13 protein-coding genes are annotated in these 21,197 nt (G+C 41.4%); 5 read left to right on the forward strand and 8 right to left on the reverse strand.

Annotated features, from left to right (window positions below; translation table 11 throughout):
- Positions 1 to 2 precede the first annotated feature (2 nt).
- Together H4K34_RS00435 and H4K34_RS00440 are read right to left on the reverse strand one after the other, a co-directional pair.
- Complete coding sequence (locus tag H4K34_RS00435; RefSeq protein WP_210758864.1) at positions 3 to 2,654, reverse strand: T9SS type A sorting domain-containing protein; 2,652 nt, start codon at positions 2,652 to 2,654, stop codon at positions 3 to 5.
- Between the two features lie 556 nt (positions 2,655 to 3,210).
- A complete protein-coding gene (locus tag H4K34_RS00440; protein WP_210758865.1) occupies positions 3,211 to 4,137 on the reverse strand; it encodes a sensor histidine kinase in 927 nt (308 codons plus the stop codon).
- A 249-nt stretch (positions 4,138 to 4,386) separates the two neighbouring features.
- On the opposite strand from H4K34_RS00440, the gene H4K34_RS00445 reads away from it, so the two are divergent.
- Positions 4,387 to 5,814 (forward strand): sensor histidine kinase, encoded by a 1,428-nt coding sequence (locus tag H4K34_RS00445; protein ID WP_210758866.1) that lies wholly within the window; start codon positions 4,387 to 4,389, stop codon positions 5,812 to 5,814.
- On the opposite strand, the gene H4K34_RS00450 is transcribed toward H4K34_RS00445, so the two are convergent.
- Together H4K34_RS00450 and H4K34_RS00455 are read right to left on the reverse strand one after the other, a co-directional pair.
- A complete protein-coding gene (locus tag H4K34_RS00450; protein WP_210758867.1) occupies positions 5,815 to 7,497 on the reverse strand; it encodes a sensor histidine kinase in 1,683 nt (560 codons plus the stop codon).
- A gap of 191 nt (positions 7,498 to 7,688) precedes the next feature.
- Positions 7,689 to 10,772: a PAS domain-containing protein gene (locus H4K34_RS00455; RefSeq protein ID WP_210758868.1), complete on the reverse strand. Its 3,084-nt coding sequence runs from the start codon at positions 10,770 to 10,772 to the stop codon at positions 7,689 to 7,691.
- A 178-nt stretch (positions 10,773 to 10,950) separates the two neighbouring features.
- Here H4K34_RS00455 and H4K34_RS00460 point away from each other — a divergent pair, with 178 nt between their 5' ends.
- From H4K34_RS00460 to rplS, 4 genes are all read left to right on the forward strand, one after another.
- Complete coding sequence (locus H4K34_RS00460) at positions 10,951 to 11,802, forward strand: alpha/beta fold hydrolase (RefSeq protein ID WP_210758869.1); 852 nt, start codon at positions 10,951 to 10,953, stop codon at positions 11,800 to 11,802.
- 37 nt (positions 11,803 to 11,839) lie between these two features.
- Complete coding sequence (gene msrB / locus H4K34_RS00465; RefSeq protein WP_210758870.1) at positions 11,840 to 12,358, forward strand: peptide-methionine (R)-S-oxide reductase MsrB; 519 nt, start codon at positions 11,840 to 11,842, stop codon at positions 12,356 to 12,358.
- Positions 12,359 to 12,396: 38 nt separating this feature from the next.
- Positions 12,397 to 13,092, forward strand: a complete 696-nt coding sequence (gene trmD / locus H4K34_RS00470; protein ID WP_210758871.1) for a tRNA (guanosine(37)-N1)-methyltransferase TrmD — start codon at positions 12,397 to 12,399, stop codon at positions 13,090 to 13,092.
- A 97-nt stretch (positions 13,093 to 13,189) separates the two neighbouring features.
- Complete coding sequence (gene rplS, locus H4K34_RS00475; protein ID WP_210758872.1) at positions 13,190 to 13,537, forward strand: 50S ribosomal protein L19; 348 nt, start codon at positions 13,190 to 13,192, stop codon at positions 13,535 to 13,537.
- Between the two features lie 284 nt (positions 13,538 to 13,821).
- On the opposite strand, the gene H4K34_RS00480 is transcribed toward rplS, so the two are convergent.
- The 4 genes from H4K34_RS00480 to aroC are packed head-to-tail and all read right to left on the reverse strand — an operon-like array spanning position 13,822 to position 21,101.
- Complete coding sequence (locus H4K34_RS00480) at positions 13,822 to 15,801, reverse strand: OmpA family protein (RefSeq protein WP_210758873.1); 1,980 nt, start codon at positions 15,799 to 15,801, stop codon at positions 13,822 to 13,824.
- Positions 15,776 to 18,577: an AsmA-like C-terminal region-containing protein gene (locus H4K34_RS00485; RefSeq protein ID WP_210758874.1), complete on the reverse strand. Its 2,802-nt coding sequence runs from the start codon at positions 18,575 to 18,577 to the stop codon at positions 15,776 to 15,778. The genes H4K34_RS00480 and H4K34_RS00485 overlap by 26 nt, the downstream gene beginning before the upstream one ends.
- Before the next feature lie 11 nt (positions 18,578 to 18,588).
- Positions 18,589 to 20,040, reverse strand: coding sequence for a dicarboxylate/amino acid:cation symporter (locus H4K34_RS00490; protein ID WP_210760511.1), 1,452 nt, complete (start codon positions 20,038 to 20,040; stop codon positions 18,589 to 18,591).
- Positions 20,034 to 21,101, reverse strand: coding sequence for a chorismate synthase (gene aroC / locus H4K34_RS00495; protein ID WP_210758875.1), 1,068 nt, complete (start codon positions 21,099 to 21,101; stop codon positions 20,034 to 20,036). The genes H4K34_RS00490 and aroC overlap by 7 nt, the downstream gene beginning before the upstream one ends.
- Positions 21,102 to 21,197: the final 96 nt, after the last annotated feature.

Below are 21,197 nucleotides of genomic sequence, written 5' to 3' on the forward strand. Positions count from 1 at the left end.
ATTTAATTTAAAATAACTCTGAAACTAGTTGAATTGCTTCCATGTTCAATTTTCAACATAAATAACCCCTTTAAATGAGAGGGTAAGTTAACTGTATTATCTGCAGGAACTGGACCTGAAAGTAAAACTCTTCCTGAAACATCGATTAAACTGAAAAAAGCAACCTCTTTTTTATTGTTTAAACCAGAAATCTTTAACTGTCCATTACTTGGGTTAGGGTATACGCTCAATCCCGCACTTGAAGAGTTTTGTTCCTCAATACTTATTTGGGTACTACATCCAGAAACTAAGCCATAGTTAGAAAATGAGCTATTACTTGTATGGCAACTATAATCAAACCAAGCGTGAGCTACAACTTCACTGTTTGTTCCACATGATATGCATGTTGAACTCAAGTTTTGAAGCTGATCTACATATGCTTGTTCAGCCCTATTGTAGGAATTTGCACCACCCAGCCAGTTCCCGAGCTTGTTGGCACCCACATCCGAGCATACAGTTTCTTCGTTTGACTGTAGGTTGATGTAATAAAATGTACTAGAGTTTTTTGATAGATTAGCCTTATTCGAATAGGCTTGCAATCGCTTTAACCAATCTGAATTGCTTAAAGTGGAATTAGGTGAAGAAACATCAAAATTTGGAACAAGATTACCGCCACTAGTCATGAAATGCTTGGAATTACTTGCATCTCTATAGTTTACTAAAAACGTATAGTCTACTAAAGGTAAGAAATGCTCTACTAAGCCTTCTCGATGTTGCATTACTGGGTCTGAACCTGTAAGTGTAGTTAAAGTACCTAATCCGTTTGCATTACTGTTGTAGTCATAATAAGTTGCATTTGTAAATCCAGAATTCTTTAGATAGCTTATATAGTCAAAAGAAGCCCACCAGTTTGCATTATTTGGCAATTGAGTATTTATCTCTTCTAAAAGTGTCTCATGATCCTTAGTTAGGTGCCAGAAATAGTGATTCTTTTTATTATCAGTCCCAGAAGGATATGGATTTGATGACCAATTAAACCCATAGTCCGAGTTATTCAAAACACTTAGAGGAACAAATCCAGAGTAATTGCTATTATTTCCCCAAAACTCGTGCTCAAGCATAATGTAATTTATTTTACCGGCAAAATTTGTGTTATTCTGGGTTACCCCTTTCATTATGTCTGTTAAGTTTCTTACTTTATCAATTTCAGGCCCCACTATGAAACCTACCTTTATTTGAGCTCCTAATAAGGCATTTAAAAAAACATCTAAATCGTCTTTTACATCTTGTATTGAAGGATTGGTAGGATGGTATATTTTGTCAACATCATATAAAAATACGGTATTGATGTTATGAGTTGAACATGTTGAGATAATCGCATTATAGTTTAAAAGGTTATCAGGTGTGTCTTGATCATTGTCATCAACCAAATCATCAATAAATAAAATTCTGGGGAAGTCACAAGATGCCTGGACTACTCCTAGTTTAGTTGTTATTCCCCCCAAATATGCATTACCGCTAGTAGTTATACCATACTCTGTATTGTAGCCTGCGAAAAATGCCTTAGTTTCAGTTGCGTCAATCATTAAGGAACTTAGCCTATCTGAATTGATGCCTCCAAATGTTTCTTCGAGATCTGTTTGCCAGTTATTGTCAAAATGATGAATATAACAATCATAGCTACCCTCTCCTTCATTATTTCTAACACCTGCTGCAATTAAGCCATCCACGGTCTCTACTAAATCTCTAAATTTTTCTACGCCCGCCTGACCAAATGACTCTGACTGGCTAAATGCTAATGAAGGGGTTATTTCTAGTAAATAAGAATTAATATCATCCTCATCATCCACAGTATATCCCGCACCAATAATATTACCCGAAGATGACTCCTCTATCAAACCGTAAATACGAGTCTCTTGCTCTGAGACAAAGTCATTCTGATTAATAATAACTCCTGAAGTATTGAATTCTACAGCCTCAGGCGACTTAGTGTAGTAACTGTAGGGCATTATCACCAACGAGCTGGACGTCAGAAGTAATTCACTAGCCCATTGCCCATGCCCTTGAGTGTAGTATGAATCTGAGATCCATATTAAATTGCCACCTAAGTCATATTTTGCAATTTGATTTGAAACCCTTCCAGAAGGATCTCTTCTATTGTATAGCGCATAAATGTGTTCCGCTCCGTCATAATGGATATCTACAGGGGCCACTCCTTCATCCTCAAACATTAAAGTGTCTCTCCACTCCATTAAACCTGTAGCTACCTCAAGCATGTAGACTACCATAAAATCATTTGGCTGAACGGAATCTTGAATCCAACTACTACTTGAGTGAACGCATATAGCCATATATTCGGAATTAATGTCCGTTACCCCAGTTGCAACTTCATCCTTTTCTCCAGATCCATAGAATATCTTGTAGTTTTTTCTACCTAGATTATCTATATACCATATGGTTGCATCTTTAGTAACACCTTCCGTGTTAACATCAGTCCAGCCTGTAACTAAATAATCTTGTTGAGAAGAGCATATATCTATCGCTTCTTCATCTGTCGAACCTCCGTATAACTGCTCAAAAAACCCACCTAATTTTTGCCCTAGGTGCTCTTGGGAAATCAAAGAATACGGGCCAAAGAGAATAGTCAAAAGACAAATTAATCTAAATATTTTCATTACCTAAGTTTGTTTATTTCTCCAAATTTAGCCAAGCTAAACACTCAACAAACTGTTTTACAGTAATTTAATACACATTTTTTTATTGAATTATAATAATACCAAGATCAGTATTATTATAATTTCCGAGACAAATTAGAAAACAGCACCTACCTCCTCCTCTGGATCTTCGCTATCCTCTTCCCCCTCTTCAGTTTAAGCAATTTAGAAGACGATGGATGGACCATCAATTTGCATGACACGTATTATGTGATCAGTCAAAAGGAGATTATTATCCTTCATTCTGTTTACTTGATTCTTAGCGGTGGACTGTATTGGCTTATGCGGAAAAGGAAACTTATCAATCGTCTCAGCGTTTTTCATGTGCTGGCCTGTTTCCTTATTCCCATGTATTTAATGCTCATGAATCGCAATAAATGGGATCCTTCCACACATGCCTTAATTTATAAACTCTAATAAACGCAATTGCCCTTCTCACCTGGCTTTTAGCTCAAATAGGCTTTTTAATCAACATACTCCTGGGCTTAAGGAAAAATGCAATTCGGAAGGAAAACACCTAGGCCATTTCGGCCACTTGTGGCAATACGATTATAAAACGAGAGCCTTTGCCTGGTTCGCTTTCGATGCGCAGTTCACCGTGATTGTCGCGCAGGTAATTTAAGGAGGAACTAATGCCAAAGCCAGTGCCTGATTCATCATGGGTGCCCTTGGTGCTAAACCACTTTTCGGGATTCAAAACGGTTTCGATAGTTTCATCATTCATTCCTACCCCACTATCGGCCACCACAGTGTGAAGCTTACCATCCTTCACCTCGGTGTATACCTGAATCTCTCCTCCGTCCGGAGTAAACTTCAAGGCATTGTGATAAACATTGCGAAATACAAAGGCAAAGCTGTCTTTATCTGCAAATACCGCTTCATTCAAGTTTTGGGTATCTAGATTAATATGCTTGGCCCGTCTTTGATCTTCAAATAATTCCAAAATGGATTCAATGGAATCCTTCACCTGGAAATAGTCGGCCTGCATTGGTTTCAACTCACTTTGCTTCAAAGACCAGGTCAAAATATCGTTCAGAAAATCCAGCACTCGCTCTGTCTTATGCGAAAGATCTTTAAACATTTCTCGCGCTTCCTCCTCACTCAAGCGTTGCTCAATCAATAAGTCCATTACTGATTTAAGGGAGGCAATCGGACTGCGTAAATCATGTGATAGCAGAGAAAAGAGCTTCTTATTGGTCGCATTTAATTCGGCCAACTCGCGATTCTTCTCCTTCACCTGGCGAACGCTTCTGCGAATTAAAATCGCAATGGGTGGCGCAACCAGAGCTGGAATAATAGTAGACATGTACAAGCCCATCATTGGCTCTTGCAAGTCCACAAAAAGTAAAATCAGACCGTAAACCGAAACAGATAAGATCACCGAAACCACCCCCATTAACCAAGGGTTAGTTAAATACTCCTCCCATTTAAAATTACGCTGCATAGCTCCGTTAAATGCATTTCCCCCTAAGGGCACTAATATAATGCATATTCCCCCTATGACTCTTTAATACAATTTGTTAAAATTTTTACGGTATTCCAATAATCCTCTGACATGAGCGTAAATCGAATATTTCCTTTCGTACCTTAGAAAAGCCGTGGAATGAAATTTCTCTTAATAACTATTAGCAGATTTACTTACATTCGCGCTGCTTACACACTCATTTACAGAGTGTAATGATTACACTGAAGCATGTCTCAGGCTAGGAACAGGGAGATTGAAGCATTACAGGCTCGGATTTTACAACGAGCACTAGACGTATTTTTTGTCTTGGCATTATTGGCTACCGCCGTATTGGGGGTACGTACCTATCTGTTTCAAGAATGGACTACCTTAATTGTGGTGCTGGCTGTGGCTACTATGCTTTTTTTCATGCGACGCTACCGTGAAAAAATTCCCAGTGGCTATATTTCTACTACCCTGGTATCCACCATTTTTATCGTTTTAGCGGCCGGTTTATTTAGACTTGGGCTCTTAGCGGCGGCCATTTATTATATAACCCTGGTCCCCATCTTCACCTACCTTACCACTACTTATCGTAAAGCGCTTTATACCTTGGGACTTTGCCTCTTTATGTATGGAAGCTTTGCTTTTCTATATGTTCAAGGGATACTAAAAGCCGACTATAATTTGGATGAGTATGTTACGAATCCCATTTCTTGGCTCCTTAATATGACTATTGTGGCTTTAACCAGTCTGGCCATTTTAGATATTGTAAACTTCTTCCGCAATGGCTTGCTCCAATCCTATTCTGAATTGGAAAAACATCGGGATCATCTGGAAGAGTCTGTAGCCGAGAAAACCGCTAATTTGCATCATGTCAACGAAGAGTTACAAAGCTCCAATCGCGAATTACAGACCAAACTTAAGGAGCTTAAAGAAGCGCAAAATCAACTCTTAGCCAAAGAAAAACTCGCTTCCTTGGGTATGCTCACCGCTGGTATTGCTCATGAAATTAAAAATCCATTAAACTACATCAGCAGCTCTCACAAATTACTAGAGTCTCGATTAAAAGAAGAGGGACAAATAGACGCTGAAGTAGAACAACTATTGAGTTTTATCGAAACAGGTAGCAGCAAGATGAATGGCATCATTAAAGGCCTTAATCACTTTAGCCGCGAACAGGAAAACTACGATGAAACCTGCAATATTCCAGAAATCCTGGAGAGCTGCCTCAATATGCTGAGTCACCTTACCTCAGGACGGATAGAAATTAGGGAAGACTATCAGAGTGACTTACCCCTCATTTATGGTAATGTAGGGAAACTGCATCAGGTATTTACCAATTTGATCACCAATGCGGCCCAAGCCATTGAAGGTAAGGGTACTATTCATTTAGAGGTTAACGCTTCCGCGGATGCGATTTGCACCAAGATTAGCGATAGTGGCTCGGGCATTTCTGCAGAAAATTTAAAAAAGATTCAGGATCCCTTCTTCACCACCAAGGCACCAGGAATTGGTACTGGCCTGGGTTTGAGTATTACCCGTCGCATTATTGAAGAACATCAGGGGAAAATTCTCTTTCAATCTGAAATAGGTAAAGGAACCACAGTGGAAGTCTATCTACCTTATGCCCTTACTGAAACCAAGGCTTCGATTGTAAAGGAAAATGATGCTTAATTACTGATTCCCAATACGAGGTAAGCAAATTCTAACTCGAGTTCCTTCGCCTAGCTCTGAATCAATTTCCAGCATACCCCCCACTTTTTCAAGGAATTCCATACTTAAACCAATGCCTAAACCGGTACCTTTTTCATTCCCGGTTCCATTACCGCTGCGGGTTATGCTATTGGCTCGCAGACGCTCCAGTGTATCGGCATTCATACCCCGTCCATAATCACGGATTTCCAGGCAATCCATATCTTCTGAATGAGAGCAACTTATAGTAATAGTAGAATTCTCCTCCGAAAACTTGATGGCATTGCTTAAAACATTCCGAAGTGCAAAAGAGACAAAATTAGGATCCGACATTACCACGTCGCCCTCTCCCATTTCCGCTAAACTCACGTGGATGTTTTTAGCCTTCAATTGAGCTTGGGCTTCGGAAATTGCAGTATGCACCAGAGTCCGAATTTGAATTTCTTCGCGATAAGCCTGAAGTGATTCACTTTGGGTACGTACCCAATTAAGGAGATTCTCTAAAAGCAAATCTACATTGCCAACCGTAGCCTCCAGACCACCCATCATGTGGCGTAAGTCTTGTTCTTCAACCAGACCTTCATTATACACATGAATTAATCCTTTTAAGGAGGCCATAGGATTGCGAATATCATGAGCTACAATGCTTATAAGCTTATTCTTAAACTCCAAACTTTCTTGTAGCTCCCGATTAAACTCTTCTTGCTTAGAATTCAGCTTCTTATAATGCAAACGCTGCTTATTGGCAAAGTGAATCAAGAGAATAGCAACGATGACCGCCAAAAACAAAATCAGCAATTGCAAATGACTCTGGTCCTGCTCTGACTGCAACACCGAATTTTCAAGGCGCTCCTTTTCCAATTGGTTAACTACCTTGTATTTATCAGCATTATCATCAATGATTTGCTGCATTCTTCGCATGCGGATTCCATATACAGAATCCAAATAATAAAATGCCGAATCAAATTGCTGCAATTCTTCGTAGGCCTTTGCTACAATATGAATCACATCACCATAGGTAATACTCACCTCATAATGAGGGCCATAACTTAAGTATTGTCTCCCATAGCGGACCGCATCTTCATAAATACCGAGACGGGAGGACAACAAGGTTAAGTTGTAAGCAGCTGATGATAGTTCATCCGTATCATTTTCAGCTAAGGCTAATTCATAGGCTTCCAATAATACATCTCTGGCCTTTTCAAATTCAAATAGGTCGCGATACAGGGCTCCCTCAAGCATCAAGTTAGAACTCAATCGCCATTTATAACCTTTAAGGGAATCAATTCTTTGTGATTCATGCACTGCATCCAAAGCAGCCATATGCTCTTTCGACTCATGTAAAATGGCAGCCTTACGATTGTAAAAGCTCGATCGAACAGTTGATAAAGGAAGAGAAAGGCATAATTCCTCTACTGACTCCAAAACACGCAAAGCCTCTTCCCGACCACCAATCATGCGAAGGATTTCCGCCCGATTAATATTTTGCCTTACATATTCATAGTCTTCGCCTTTATCACGATAATAGCGAATCAAGGCAGTATTGAACTCCAGGCTTGAATCGATATGACCTCGATCCAGGGTAGCGTACATTAAATCCTTTAATGAATCTGTATACGGATTTTGTTCGGGCTGAGCATTTTGGGCTTGAAGTCTGAAAACCATCAAGCAAAGCATCAGACTAACTAAGCTTATCCTACTTCTTTCCACCCCCAAAAAATTCACATTCAGGTTTATTGATAACAGCTTTCGAAATTACGTTTATTCTTTTACTTCATGTTTGCCAGATTAGCCTTCCTGGCATTTTTTAAAATTACCCAGACTTTTGAAATGCAAAGCCTTAATGGATATACCAATTATTCCTTGCTAATTCCCATTTGATCCGACAAGATGGTTTTTTGAGTAATCTCATGAATCACTTGATCCATCTCTTCTAAGGTATCATTTACCAATCGTAGAAACTCGGATTTCTCGACCTCTGTAGAACCTTCGAGTAATAGCATTAAGCCCTTAATCCGAGCCAGTGGCGCTCGGAATAAATGGGACTGCATCCAAGCAATTTCCTTTAGTTGCTTATTCTTCTCTTGAATATCCAGCATTTGCCGTCTGCTTTTACTTACATCCAGAGTTGATCCAATGCAGCGAATAGCGCGATTTTTAGCATCCCGAATGATAAAGCAACGATCCGCTACAAAGGCATATTGGCCATCCTTGCGCTGGATTCTATACTCTCGATACCAATCCTTACTCCCATCCTGCAATTTGGTATCCAATGATTGAATTACACCGCCCCGATCATCGGGATGAATGAGTTGATACCATTCATTATCATAACCCCCAGAATCATTTTCGGTATACTTTATTTCCGATTGTAAATAATGACCACGATGTACGACCTGTCGCTCCAGATCCCAATCCCAAATCATTTCATTACTAGCCTTTAAAGCATAGTGAAATCGTTTTTCACTTTCGGCTAAGGCTTCAATATGTGATTCAAGTCGACTGCGATTTTGGCAAGTTGCCTCGAAATATATTTCACCTCCTGGGCTTAAGTTCGGTCGCATTACTACATGATGAGTTAGCCATAAAACTTCCTCATCATAGTAAACTTTATGCTTAAACTCTAAGTCACTCTCCGAATTGAAAGTCTCTAATTGACTGTGACTTAATCTTCTTAATCGCACTAATTCTTTAACTAGCTCTGCCGGCCAGAGATCTTCTATTTCTTCAACACTGAGATCTTCTCCATTTTGGGGAATACGATAGAGGCGATACATCTCTTCCGACCAGCGAATTTTATTCTGTTCCGGGAAAAAGGACCAATAACCTAAATCCGAAATTTCCATGGCCTTCTTTAAGCGTAATAAGGCACTCTCTCTTTGTAATTCGGATTTCTTCTCTCGGGTAATATCCTTACCTACTGAAAATATAAGCTGGTCTTCGGTACGCACCTTTGAGGACCAATACAGCCAACAGACCGATCCGTTTTTGGCAATGAAACGCAATTGAACACTCTCCTGGTCATTTCCCTTTAGAAGATTGGCCATTCGATCCTGCAAAATTTCCCGGTCGCGAGGATCTACCTTTTCCCTTAAGCTGGTTCCAACCAATTCCTCCGGTTTGTAGCCCGTTATAGGGTAAACGGCCCCATTAATACGCTTAATCTTTCCCTCAAAATCTGAAATAGCCAGGATATCTGGTGAAACAGCAAAAAACTGCATGATTTCATCATCCTTTATCCGATGCTTCAAGGTTTCCGCAAAGCGCTGACCTAATTGGCTAAACAATTCTTTATAAGGTAATAGATCTTCTTTGGAAAGTTTCGAAAACAGGACCTGTACTCCAAGCAATTTGTTTTCTAAAATTATCGGAATTGCCAGTCCAGCTCTGATTTTTGCAACTTTAGCCGAATTACGGCGTACAAAATCTTTATGATTGGGCAAGTCATCCCACAGAATGGCCTCTTTTTCCATCCAAGCAAAGCCCGGCAAACCCTCTCCTTTTAAGAAAAATAAATACGGTTGGTGCTTCAGTTGAAGTTCTTGCTCGGTTAGTTTATCTCCGGCAAAAGCCACTAAATTCAATTGATCCTTATAAGTGCTACGCACCCAAAATTCGCAAGAGTCTACCTTGCATTCCTCAATTACTTGCTGGCAAAATATTTCCAGTTCCTCCCGAATAAAACCGTCTTCGCTTTGATTATTAGCGAGATTTAGCAAGAGCCTTTCTCCAATGCCATCCAATTTACTTGCACTTATATCGCGAATCACACCAAACTGACGTATCAATTGTCCCTCATCATCCCTTTCTACTCTGGCCTCTTCTTGAAACCAGCGGTAATGACCATTGCGCATTCGAAAGCGATAGGAGATCAAAAGGTAATTCTCTCCTTCTTCCTCAAAGAGTTTTAATTGCTCACTAACAGCCTGTTCGCGATCTTTAGGATGAATCTGTGAATGCCACCAATCATTAAAATTCCCTTGCACATCTTCTGCTTTGTAACCGCAAAGATTCTCGAGTGGACTACCCTGTCGGGTCCATTCTTCACTAACAATATTCCATTCGTAGATTAAATCTCCAGTGCTGGTGCTCACTACCCGATAGAGTTCTTTGGAGAACTCCAATTCACGACGCACAGCATATTCCTTACTTACATCCAAAGTATTGGAAACAAAGCCCTCCACCTGTGGGTCATTACGAAGGTCTGAGATATGCGTTAAAAAATAAGACCAGGGCTGGCTATCATTTAGACGAAAACGATACACCGGTAATTCGAAATCTGTGTTTTGATCCAAATTTTCCTCAAAAACCTGTGTAACCTTGTTTAGATCTTCAGGGTGGATTCCTACTGTAACTCTTTTGCCAATAGGATCATCGGGACTTATCGCTAATATCGCCTCCACATTGGGACTCACATACTGATAGCGGAATTCCTGGTCGATCAGTGCCACAATCGTGCGGCCCTGCCCCAGCATTTTATTGAGTACCCAAATGGGAACTTTCGCGGCGCCACGATTTAAGCCTGAAGAATAAAAAATGTGGGAAGCCAGTAATTTTAAAGATTCGATCAGATTAAAATGGTCTATGCTAATGTGCTTATCCAAGATAAAAAACACTGCTCGCACCTTTTGATTAATGCCACAACCTGGAATGTAGAGCATTTGCCGATCTGCATCAAAATCAAGCAATAAGGTTTCTTTCTGCTGTAAAAAATACCGCGATTTGAGATTTAGCCTTTCTAATAATTTGATGTCAGCCTGAGACCAATGATTTAAAATTTGAATTTCTTGACTTTGCTCTTGGAGTCCACAGTAGATGGTTGGATAGAGGGTTTTGAGAAAAAGATAGAGTGTATTGAGCTTCTCTTTCGAATCTACTGATCGCTCAATAAGTTCGATTAAAGTACTGACTGACAGATCACTTTCACTAAATTCAATCACTATAGGGAGGCATTTTCGCAGGTTGATAGATTGAAATTAGTGGTTAAAAAATGCAATTCAAAACCCCTTCCTCAAATACAGGGAAAACCCTATTGGCTGAAATCAATATTCTTTAGTAGAATAAAAGCCTTGCAGGCTCCAATAGGCTTTTGCAATTTTGCAGGCCAATGTTCAGGTTTTGAATCCCGAAGTAACTCCAAGTTTTAAAATCCCCAAATACCTAAGTCGTACGGCCAGATTACTGAACCGTATAAATGTTACTTGGGCGACCTCCTTTGCCTTAAAACTCTTTTTTAAACCCTTGCCATTCCCCATCCCTAAGCGGGAAGAGGATATGCGAAACCGCGCTACTAAGCATGAATTACTTACCAAAAACGCACGCGAATTTTTGGTATTTGAGCTAAGAGCTGAGGGTCCGAAGGTTTTAATGATGCATGGTTGGAGCGGCAGAGGTAGTCAGTTTTTTGAAATTGCCAACTTCCTGCACGAAAAAGGATTTCATATTCTCAGTATCGAAGCTCCAGAACATGGCGAATTACAGGGCGGTCCAACTCATATGATCGATTTTGTGGACTCTGTAGAAGAAACCTGCAGACGTTTTGGAGATATTGATTTTGCCATTGGACATAGCCTGGGGGGAATGGTTTTATTCAATGTTTTGGCCCGTAGTTTCTGGTTCGAAAAATTGGTAACCATAGGTTCACCGGCCAGTATTGAAAATGTAGTCGGCGATTTCTGCGCTAAACTCGAAATGGATGAACGGGTAGCCAAAGGCATTATTGACTATATCGAAAACCAATATCATATTAAAGCTTTAGAAGCATCTTCTGACTATCTCTGCCAGGTGTATCGTCCGGAAGGTTTAATCGTTCACGACAAACAAGATCAGGACGTTCCAGTGGAAAATGCCCGACACATGCATCAAAAATGGAGAGGTTCTCGCTATATAGAAACCGAGGGCTTAGGACATCGTCGGGTTTTACGCGATCCAGAGGTTCATAATGCTATTTATGATTTCTTTAAGAACTAATGAACCTCCTTCCTCGTACTTAGTTAAAATACAAGTAATGAGAACAAAGGCCCTTATTTTATTCTTAAGCGTAATTAGCGTATCCTGCCAAGCTCAGGAAACCAATCCTAAAGACAGTGTTGCTATGAAACCGAATGTTGAGAAAACCGATGCACAGTGGAAAAGCGATCTTAGCCCCGAAGAGTATTATATCCTTAGAGAAGCCGGTACCGAACGTCCTTTTAGCGGAAAGTATAATCTCCATTTTGAGGCAGGTGAATACAAATGTGCCGCTTGTGGAGCGGTGCTTTTCGACAGTGATGATAAATTTGAATCCCATTGTGGCTGGCCCAGCTTCGATAATGTAGCTGATAATGATGCCATTATCGAACGTGTAGATCGCAGTTTAGGCATGGTTCGCACCGAGGTGCTTTGCGCGAATTGTGGTGGACATTTAGGCCACGTGTTCAATGATGGGCCTACCGAAACCGGAATGCGCTATTGTATCAACTCAGTTGCCCTAGATTTTAATGGCAATTCAGAAAGCAAGAGCGACAGCACTTCCACCGGACATTAGTCCTCCTATATAAGCTTAGGCTAAGCTATCTTTGCCCCATGCGAATAGACATCATTAGTGCACAACCCTGGTTAATGGAAAGTGCATTTGAACACTCCATTTTGAAACGAGCCCAAGACAAAGGCTTAGTGGAGATTCAACTTCATAACCTTAAGGAATATGGTTTGGGGAAACATCGCCAGATTGATGATTATCAGTTTGGGGGTGGTGCCGGAATGGTAATGATGGTAGAACCTATTTTAAATCTGATTCAGGATTTACAAAAGGATCGTAACTATGATGAGCTTATATATATGACTCCGGATGGTGATCTCTTCAATCAAAAGACGGCGAATCAATTAAGCTTAAAAGAGAATATCCTGATCCTTTGCGGTCATTATAAAGGGGTAGATCAGCGGATTCGCGATCATATTATTACCCGCGAGATTTCGATTGGAAGTTATGTGCTTAGTGGCGGAGAACTAGCTGCAGCGGTGGTTAGCGATGCGGTAATCCGACTCTTACCTGGGGTATTAGGTGATGAAAGCTCTGCCCTTTCGGATTCTTTCCAGGATGATTTGTTAGCCCCTCCGGTTTACACCCGTCCGGCCGAGATTAATGGTTGGAAAGTACCTGAAATCTTAACCGGTGGAAACTTCCCCGAAATTGAAGCCTGGAGAGAAGCTAAGGCCCTGGAAATCACCCAAAGGAAAAGACCCGATCTTTTGCAGGATGATTCTTTGTTAGACAATTGATTTATCGTAATATTGCAGCCCCAAAAATGGGCAAGGGTGGCCAACCTCTGACAAGAGCTGTGAATGTTGCCTATCCTCAAAATAAATTTTACTAAGAATGGATTTAGTACAATACGTTCAGGATCAGTACACTACTAAGAACGAATTTCCTGATTTTGCAGCGGGTGACACCATCACTGTTTACTACAAAATTACCGAGGGTAATAAAGAGCGTATTCAGTTCTTCCGTGGAGTTGTTTTACAACGTCGTGGAAGCGGTAGCACCGAAACTTTTACCATCCGTAAGATGAGTGGTAACGTAGGTGTAGAGCGTATCTTCCCTTTGAACATGCCTGCACTTGACAAAATTGAAATCAACAAACGTGGTAAAGTACGTCGCGCACGTATCTTCTATCAACGTGAACTTACCGGTAAAGCTGCACGAATTAAAGAAAGAAGAATGTAGCCTTTACTTCGGGATAATATCTAAGCCGCTCTTTTGTAGCGGCTTTTTTTATGCCCGGATTATGCCACAAGAAAGACATCCCCGAGGATTTAAAATCCTCGATCGTTATAAAAAACCTAAGAAATCAATCAGCCTCTTCGCAAAGAATGGCTCTCGATTCGTAGTATTAATTAATTATTATTTCTGGGGCTTATGCTTTAGAAGTCGTTGGTTTGAATTCAACGACCTACAGCAAGCTCGAGATGTATTTCATCGCCTGAAGCGCGAAAAGAACCCAGAATATATTAGCGGGCCGTTATTACAAAAACAGTCCGCCGGTTTTTAGCGCGACCCGCCTCATCTTCATTATCTGCTAGCGGTCGGCTTTCGCCGTAACCATGCCAACTTAGTCGTGAGGCTTCCACGCCCAGATTAATGGCATATTGATATACCGCCTTCGCACGATCCTTAGATAACTGCAAATTGCTTTGCTGGTCACCCACATTATCGGTGTGTCCTTGAATATCAGCCCTTAGAGCTGAGTTCTCCTTCATAAATAGGACAAACTCTTCAATGATACTTTTAGAGGCAGCATTGAGCTGGGTAGAATTACTCGCAAACTGGATATCGTTTAAAGTATACTCCCGCCCTACTTCCATTGGTGCCAATTGCAAATCAGCCTCCACGGTAGGCTTCATACTCAATTCGCTGTTGGATATATATCGTGAGCTAAAGGCCGCACCTTTCTTCTCTACTTTAACAATATAATCAGAGGCTTCCTTCTTCTCAATAACCCGCGCATAAGAGCCGGTTTGCGCATCTACCTTAACTTCAGTGATCTCCTTGGTCTTAAGGTTTTTAATCTTTATAGAGGCATCTTGTATATCCTCTCCCTCCGCAACATCTAAAGTACCTTGCAGTAGGAAAACCTCTTCTGGTCGGGCTTCCTCCGGCATTTCGAATGAATAGAGATCCCAACCAGTATTAGCTCTTAAAGTGTTGCTAGAAAAATAACCTGTCTTACCATCCAGGCTTACAAATAAGCCTAAATCATCCTTCTCACCATTAATGGGATATCCAATATTGGAAGGCGCTTGCCAGGAGCTATCTGTAGCCCTTGCATAAAAAATATCAAAGCCACCTAATCCGGGATGCCCATTACTAGTAAAGTACAGGGTTTCGGAGTCACTATGAATAAAAGGAGACTTCTCATCACGACGTGTATTAATACGAGCATCCAACAACTCTGGCGCCGACCAGGTTCCATCTTCCTTCCGCTTACAACGATATAAATCCAAGCCTCCTATCCCACCTTTGCGGTCGGAAGTGAAATACAGCCAATCTCCATTAGCGGTAACTGATGCTTGCGACTCCCAGGAATCCTTGCGGTTTATGTGATCACCTACCGAACGAGGGGTACTCCAATAGCCCAGCATATCCTTTTCGGTATAATAGATATCGCAATTCTTATAGCCATCTAAATCTTCACACACCGTAAAATACAATTCGGTATTATCTGCGGTAATGCTGGGGCCACCTTCATTATAACTGGTATTAAAAGGGCTGGGTAAAGGAGCTCCCTCTTCAAAAGTGCCATCATTCTGTAAGACCGAGGCACAAAACTCTTCCACCATCCGTGCCGAAGCCGCAGGGCCTGATTTGCGATCAGTTTTACGTGATCGACGAGTAAAATATAAAGTCCTTTGATCCGGAGAAATGGTAGCCAGATATTCATCTGCTGTAGTACTCACTCTTTGCACGGGCTTAGGATTAAACACTACCTCATTACGTAATAAGGCTTGTTTCTTTTTAGCCTCCTCTAATGCTGCTTTGGCCTCTTTATCGTAGCCAAAATCCCTTTCAGGATTAGCCAGAAATTGCTCGATCAATGGAATTGCCTCATCCAGTTTATTGTCTTCCATATACATTACCCCCAGGAAGTAGGCGATTTCAGCTTTATAATTAGGACAAACTTCCATCAATTTACTCCAAAGGAATTGGGCTTTTCGAATCTCTCTTTGACGAAGTTTCAACTCCCCTAAGAGATAAAGGGCATCGGCATAAGTTGGATCAAAACGAATCGCTTTCTCCAAATAGCGTTCAGTCTCCCGAAAATTCTTTTGATTCCAAGCGCGAATTGCTTTAGGCAACTGGCTACTGGGCAATTCCTCTACATTCTGTTCACATTCACCCAATTCTGGTGCTTGAGCAAGACTGCTAGTAGCTAATACTAAACTTAAAATAAGGGATCCGAAAATTTTATATCTGAGCTTTGGCTCGGGCATCTTCTATCAACTTTTGTTTTTGTTCTTCAGCCGCTTTGATCAAGTCATTCGCTTGTTGGGCTGCCTCATCTTCTAGCTTTTGAGCTTTTTCATTAGCCTCCTTTCTGGCTTTCTCGGCCAATGGTTTAGCGGCAGCTTGTTTCAAAGGATTGCTCCCCGCTTCTTTCAATATCTTTTGAGCAGCTTCTTCGCCAGCAGCTCTTAACTTATCGGCTTGCTTCTTTGCTTCAGCTTTTAATTGATCACCGCGAGTTTTGGCTTCCGCAATCAGTTTATCGCCTTGCTCCTCTGCTGCTTTCACCAATTCATCCAACTTCTTGTTTACCTCTTCTTTTACCTGGGTTTTAACACTATCCACAGCTTGATTAAGCTTTTGCTTGAGCTCATCTCCCAATTGCTGTTTAAGGTTCCCTAAACTGGGGCGAACTTCAGGACTGGTAGCGGTTCCGCCAATTTTAACGGTTAAAGGAATGGTACCTCCACTTAAAGACTGGAATTGCTTTAGGTAGGCATCGGCTTTAAGCCCGGATAAGGGTATCGTGGTATTCAGATCAAAATCTAAATCCTGAGCCAAACTCATGCTTCCACCCAAATCTGCTTTCTGACCTGCCAATTTGAAGTCGAAGGGTTTTACTTTTAACTGACCATCTTCCAAGGTGAACTCTAAATCAATGTCGTTCACCTTTAATTGACGGTAATCGGGATTCTTTAAGAAGGTCGCCAATTGATCGAATACCTTTCCTCCGGTTTGTACACTCTTGGTGGCCAAAGAACCGCTAGCATTAACGCTATTCATTTGGGGCGACATATCCGAACCTAAAAGCGTAGTCATACTTAGGTCCATCGTGTAGCGACCCTCCATATTTTTCATGATAGGTGCAATTTGTTTCACCATATCCAAGGCCTCATAGCTTTCGCGGAAAGAGAATCCTTCGATAGCAAAATCAAATTCTGCTAAGGGTAGTTCAGGCTTAGAGTCATAGCCACCATTCATACGCATAGCACCGCCCAGCATTTGCATTTTCACGTTTTCCAAAGATGCACGGCCTTCCTTCAATCGCACTCCACCCACTAATTGGGAAATTCGAATTTGATCGTATAGCAAGGAGTCTACTCTGGCATTTAAATGGAAATCAATATTTTCAGGCAAACGAATTACCGCTAAGGCAGCGGTATCGCTTTCTGCAGGATCGGCACGAGCTTCGGTACTTTCTTCTCCAGCAAGGGCCAGTAAATCCAAGCGAGGACTGTAAAATTCTAATTCACCTTTTAATAGTTCATCTCTTAAGGCATAGGAAAGGAGATTATCCAACTGCCCTTGCATTTCCATGGTATTACCTTCATAAATTAAGGTAGTTGGACCCAATTTGGCCATTTGTGGGCTGAGACTTAATTCGGCTTTAGGCAAACTGATTTCCATACCCAGACTGTCTCCGCCAAACAGCAAATTGCTGGCCTTTGCATAGCCACCAGCTTTGAGTGCTTCGTATTGCTCATTATCAATCATAGAAAGACGTCCAGCGGCATTCATATCTATATCAACTGTGCCGGCCATCGTATAACCTTCTAAAGGCACCGCTTTGCTTAGGTCTTCTAAATTGGCCTTAGCCTGAGCCAAGAATTTAAAGTCGGGATCGCGCATGGGGTCTTTTAAATCAAAGCTTCCGCTGATTTGACTACCCGCAACCTTCGCTTCGATGCGAGGCATATGCATTTCCATATTATCGAGATTACGACTCTTGTTCACAATTTGGAAATCCACATTAACATCCGATACAGCAGAAGGCAAATCCGGATACTGGAAGAAGCCCTCGCGAATCATCAGATTAATATCAAAGCTTGGGTAAATTTCATTGATGTATTTCCCTTGAACCAGGCCATTCAATTTAAACTCACCGGAGGTTTTAAGGCTTTCAAAATCCTTGTAGTAAAGAGCTGGAATCAAGGAAATTAAGCTTTTAAAGCTATTGTCTGGACTGCTAAACTTGAGGTCCATGTCCATAGACTCATCTGGCATGGCAAACCAACCTTCAAAATTGAGTTTCAGACCATTCAAACTCACATAGTTTTCCCCAAAATTGAATCGGAACTTATCCTGAATCAGATCCATATCAAAGTCCGACTCGAGCTGAACCCGACTGAGATAATCCATACCTTCCATACTAAAGCTCATGGCTTCCACTTCGGTATGGGTTTTTAAGCCCACTATATTTTCAGTGAAATCACCACTTCCCACGTGATTTAAGCCTTGTAATGCAAAGGCCATATCCCCTTCTAAATCGCGATAATTGAGATTAATATTATTCAACTCATAGGAAGAAAGAGCTAGGTGGAAAGGAGTACTCTCGCTACTGCCGGATGTATCTACAGCAGTATCTGTTTCCTTCATGATATCGAAATTGGCCTTACCATTTTCGAGGATCAAAACATTAAGATCCAAATCATTAACTGCGATTTTCTCAATGCGATAGCTTTCCCCGGATAATACCGACATCAGGTCAATGGACAAGCTAAATTCTCCAGCTGAAAGCAATTTTTCTCCTTCAAATTCCTGAATCCCTGAAATCTCCAATCCTTCCAGACTAAATCCGAAATAAGGGAAGGTGGTAATTAAGGATAGGTCCACATCCTTAAAGTCGAATTTGGCATTAAGATTAGCATTGGCTTCCTGCTTGATGCGCTCAAGAATAGAGTCTTTGAATACAATGGGCAAAACCATGGCACTAGCCAGGAGTAAGACAATAAGGAAGAAGAGAAATCTAAAAATTCTTTTCATAGCCAAGGGATTTAGGGATTAACGTCAGGGTTGAAGGTATCGTCTGTTTTATGGTCAGGACGATAATTGAGCAGATTTTCGCGAGCCGCAATAATGGAGGATACGGTGGCATCACCAGTTACATTCACCACGGTGCGGCACATATCTAAAATTCGATCAACAGGTAATATAATCGCAATCCAGGCGGGGTTTAAGCCAACCGATTGCAATACGATAATCAACATTACCAATCCAGCACTGGGAACCGCCGCAGAGCCAATGGAGGCAAGTGTAGCGGTGAGCATTATCATCAATTGTTGAGCAAGGGTCAAGTCTACCATGTGGAATTGAGCCAGAAAAATCACCGCGACAGCTTGATAGAGACTCGTACCATCCATATTAACCGTGGCGCCAATTGGCAAAACAAAACTGGTGATCTTCTTGTCTACCCCCAGATTATCTTCCACACACTCCATGGTAACCGGCAAGGTTGCTGCAGATGAAGAGGTTGAAAAGGCCAAAGTTTGAGCAGGACTCATCGCTTTAAAAAAGCCATTGTATGGAATTACTCGCACCAATAGCTTGAGAAAGAATGGATAAATTAAAAATATCATCATTGCCAGTCCGAGAACAACAACAGCCGAATACCAGCTCAATCCTTTAAATATTTCCAAGACTTTCGAAACATCATCACCAGCCATTTTACTAATGGTTCCAGCTAAAAGAGCAAAGACAAAGAAAGGTGCAGCTTGCATAATGATATCGACCATTTTTAGCAATACCTCCATAATGCCATTCATCAAACGCACTACCGGTTCTCCCTTATCCTGCGGGATAAATAAAAGACTGATTCCAAAGAACAAAGCGAAGAAAATAACCTGAAGCATTTTGGTATTATCGCTCAAAGCATTAAAAATGTTGGAAGGCACAATCTCTTCTAAATAATGCAATGGGCCTTCCTCTTTGGTCTTATTGGCTATTTCCATTTTCGCCTGCACATCAGGGTCAATAACCACCTGTGCTTCACTTTCACTTAATCGCTGAATACGATCGGTGTATTTATCATCTTGAAGAAAATGAATGTTATCTTTTACTTCTATTTCATTCTGCTCCGCCCATAATTCGTAACGAATGCGGTTATCAATACGACTATCTTCATCTACTATCTTGCCTGGACTAATGGTATTCACTAAAATCAAACCCAAGCTTACCGCCAAAATGGTGGTAATGAAATAAAAGATCAGGGTTCTAAGTCCCATTCGACCTAAGCTGGAAGGATCACCTAAACCGGTAACTCCCGAGATAATGCTGAAGAATACCAAGGGAACCGCAATCAATTTTAAGAGATTGATAAAAATGGTTCCAAAGGGTTCAATCCAATTGATGGTAAACTGACTCCAACCTAAATAGCTACTCAGGATGGCCCATACGACTCCTAAAGCAAGGCCAATCAATATTTTCCAGTGTAGCGCTAATCTCATAATTCTATTTTAGAGGTACGATTTAATAAATAATAGTCGGCAATAACTAGAGCGGCCATAGCTTCAACAATGGGCACGGCCCTGGGAACCACACAAGGATCGTGGCGTCCCTTACCTTTAATGTTTACGGCTTCTCCTTGTTCATTAATTCCTTGCTGGTCACGCATAAGTGTTGCGACTGGTTTAAAGGCTACCCGAAAAACCAAATCCTCACCAGTACTTAAGCCTCCTTCCACTCCACCGGCGTGATTTGAAATCCGGTTTCCAACCTCATCATAAGTATCATTATGCTCAGAACCGGTCATGGTAGCGGCTCTAAATCCTTCTCCAATCTCAAATCCTTTAACCGCATTTATGCTCATCATAGCTTTCGCTAATTCGGCAGGGAGTTTATCAAAAACGGGCTCACCCAATCCAGGTGGCAGGCCTTCAATTCGACAGGTAATTATTCCTCCCAGGGAATCGCCCACCTTTCGGGCTGCTAAGATGGCCGCTTCAAAGGTTTGAGCCGATTGCGGATCGGGGCAACGCACATCATTGGTATCAATTTTTTCCAAATCCAGATCAAGGGCAGGATCCATACTATGAGGACCTACTGCAGAGACATAGGCTCTGATCTTTACCTGAGGGATGATTTGCATGGCCAGGGCTCCGGCTGCTACACGAACTGCCGTTTCCCGCGCCGAAGATCTGCCGCCTCCACGATAATCCCGATGGCCATATTTTTGGCTATAGGTACGATCGGCATGTGAAGGGCGATAATTTTCTTTCAGATGATCGTAGTCTTTGCTGCGAGAATCATCATTAGGAATTAAAAGTCCAATGGGAGTACCAGTGCTTTTACCTTCAAATACTCCGGAAAGCACCTGTAGGCTATCACTTTCCTTTCTTTGGCTACTCAAACGTGATTGTCCGGGTTTACGACGATCCAATTGTGCTTGAACGAAATCAAGGTCCAGCTGAATCCCAGCGGGAAAACCATCAAGAATTCCGCCTATTGCCGGGCCATGCGACTCACCAAAAGTGCTTAAGCGTAAGACTTTTCCAAAGGAATTTCCGGGCATAGTAATTAAGAAAGCAAATAGGCCCTGAAATTACATTCTGTTTTTCGTTTGTAAGAATTTCAAGGATGGAAATCTTGGAGAAATAGTTAAAAAAGA

The sequence above is a fragment of the Croceimicrobium hydrocarbonivorans genome (assembly GCF_014524565.1).
Classification (GTDB): domain Bacteria; phylum Bacteroidota; class Bacteroidia; order Flavobacteriales; family Schleiferiaceae; genus Croceimicrobium; species Croceimicrobium hydrocarbonivorans.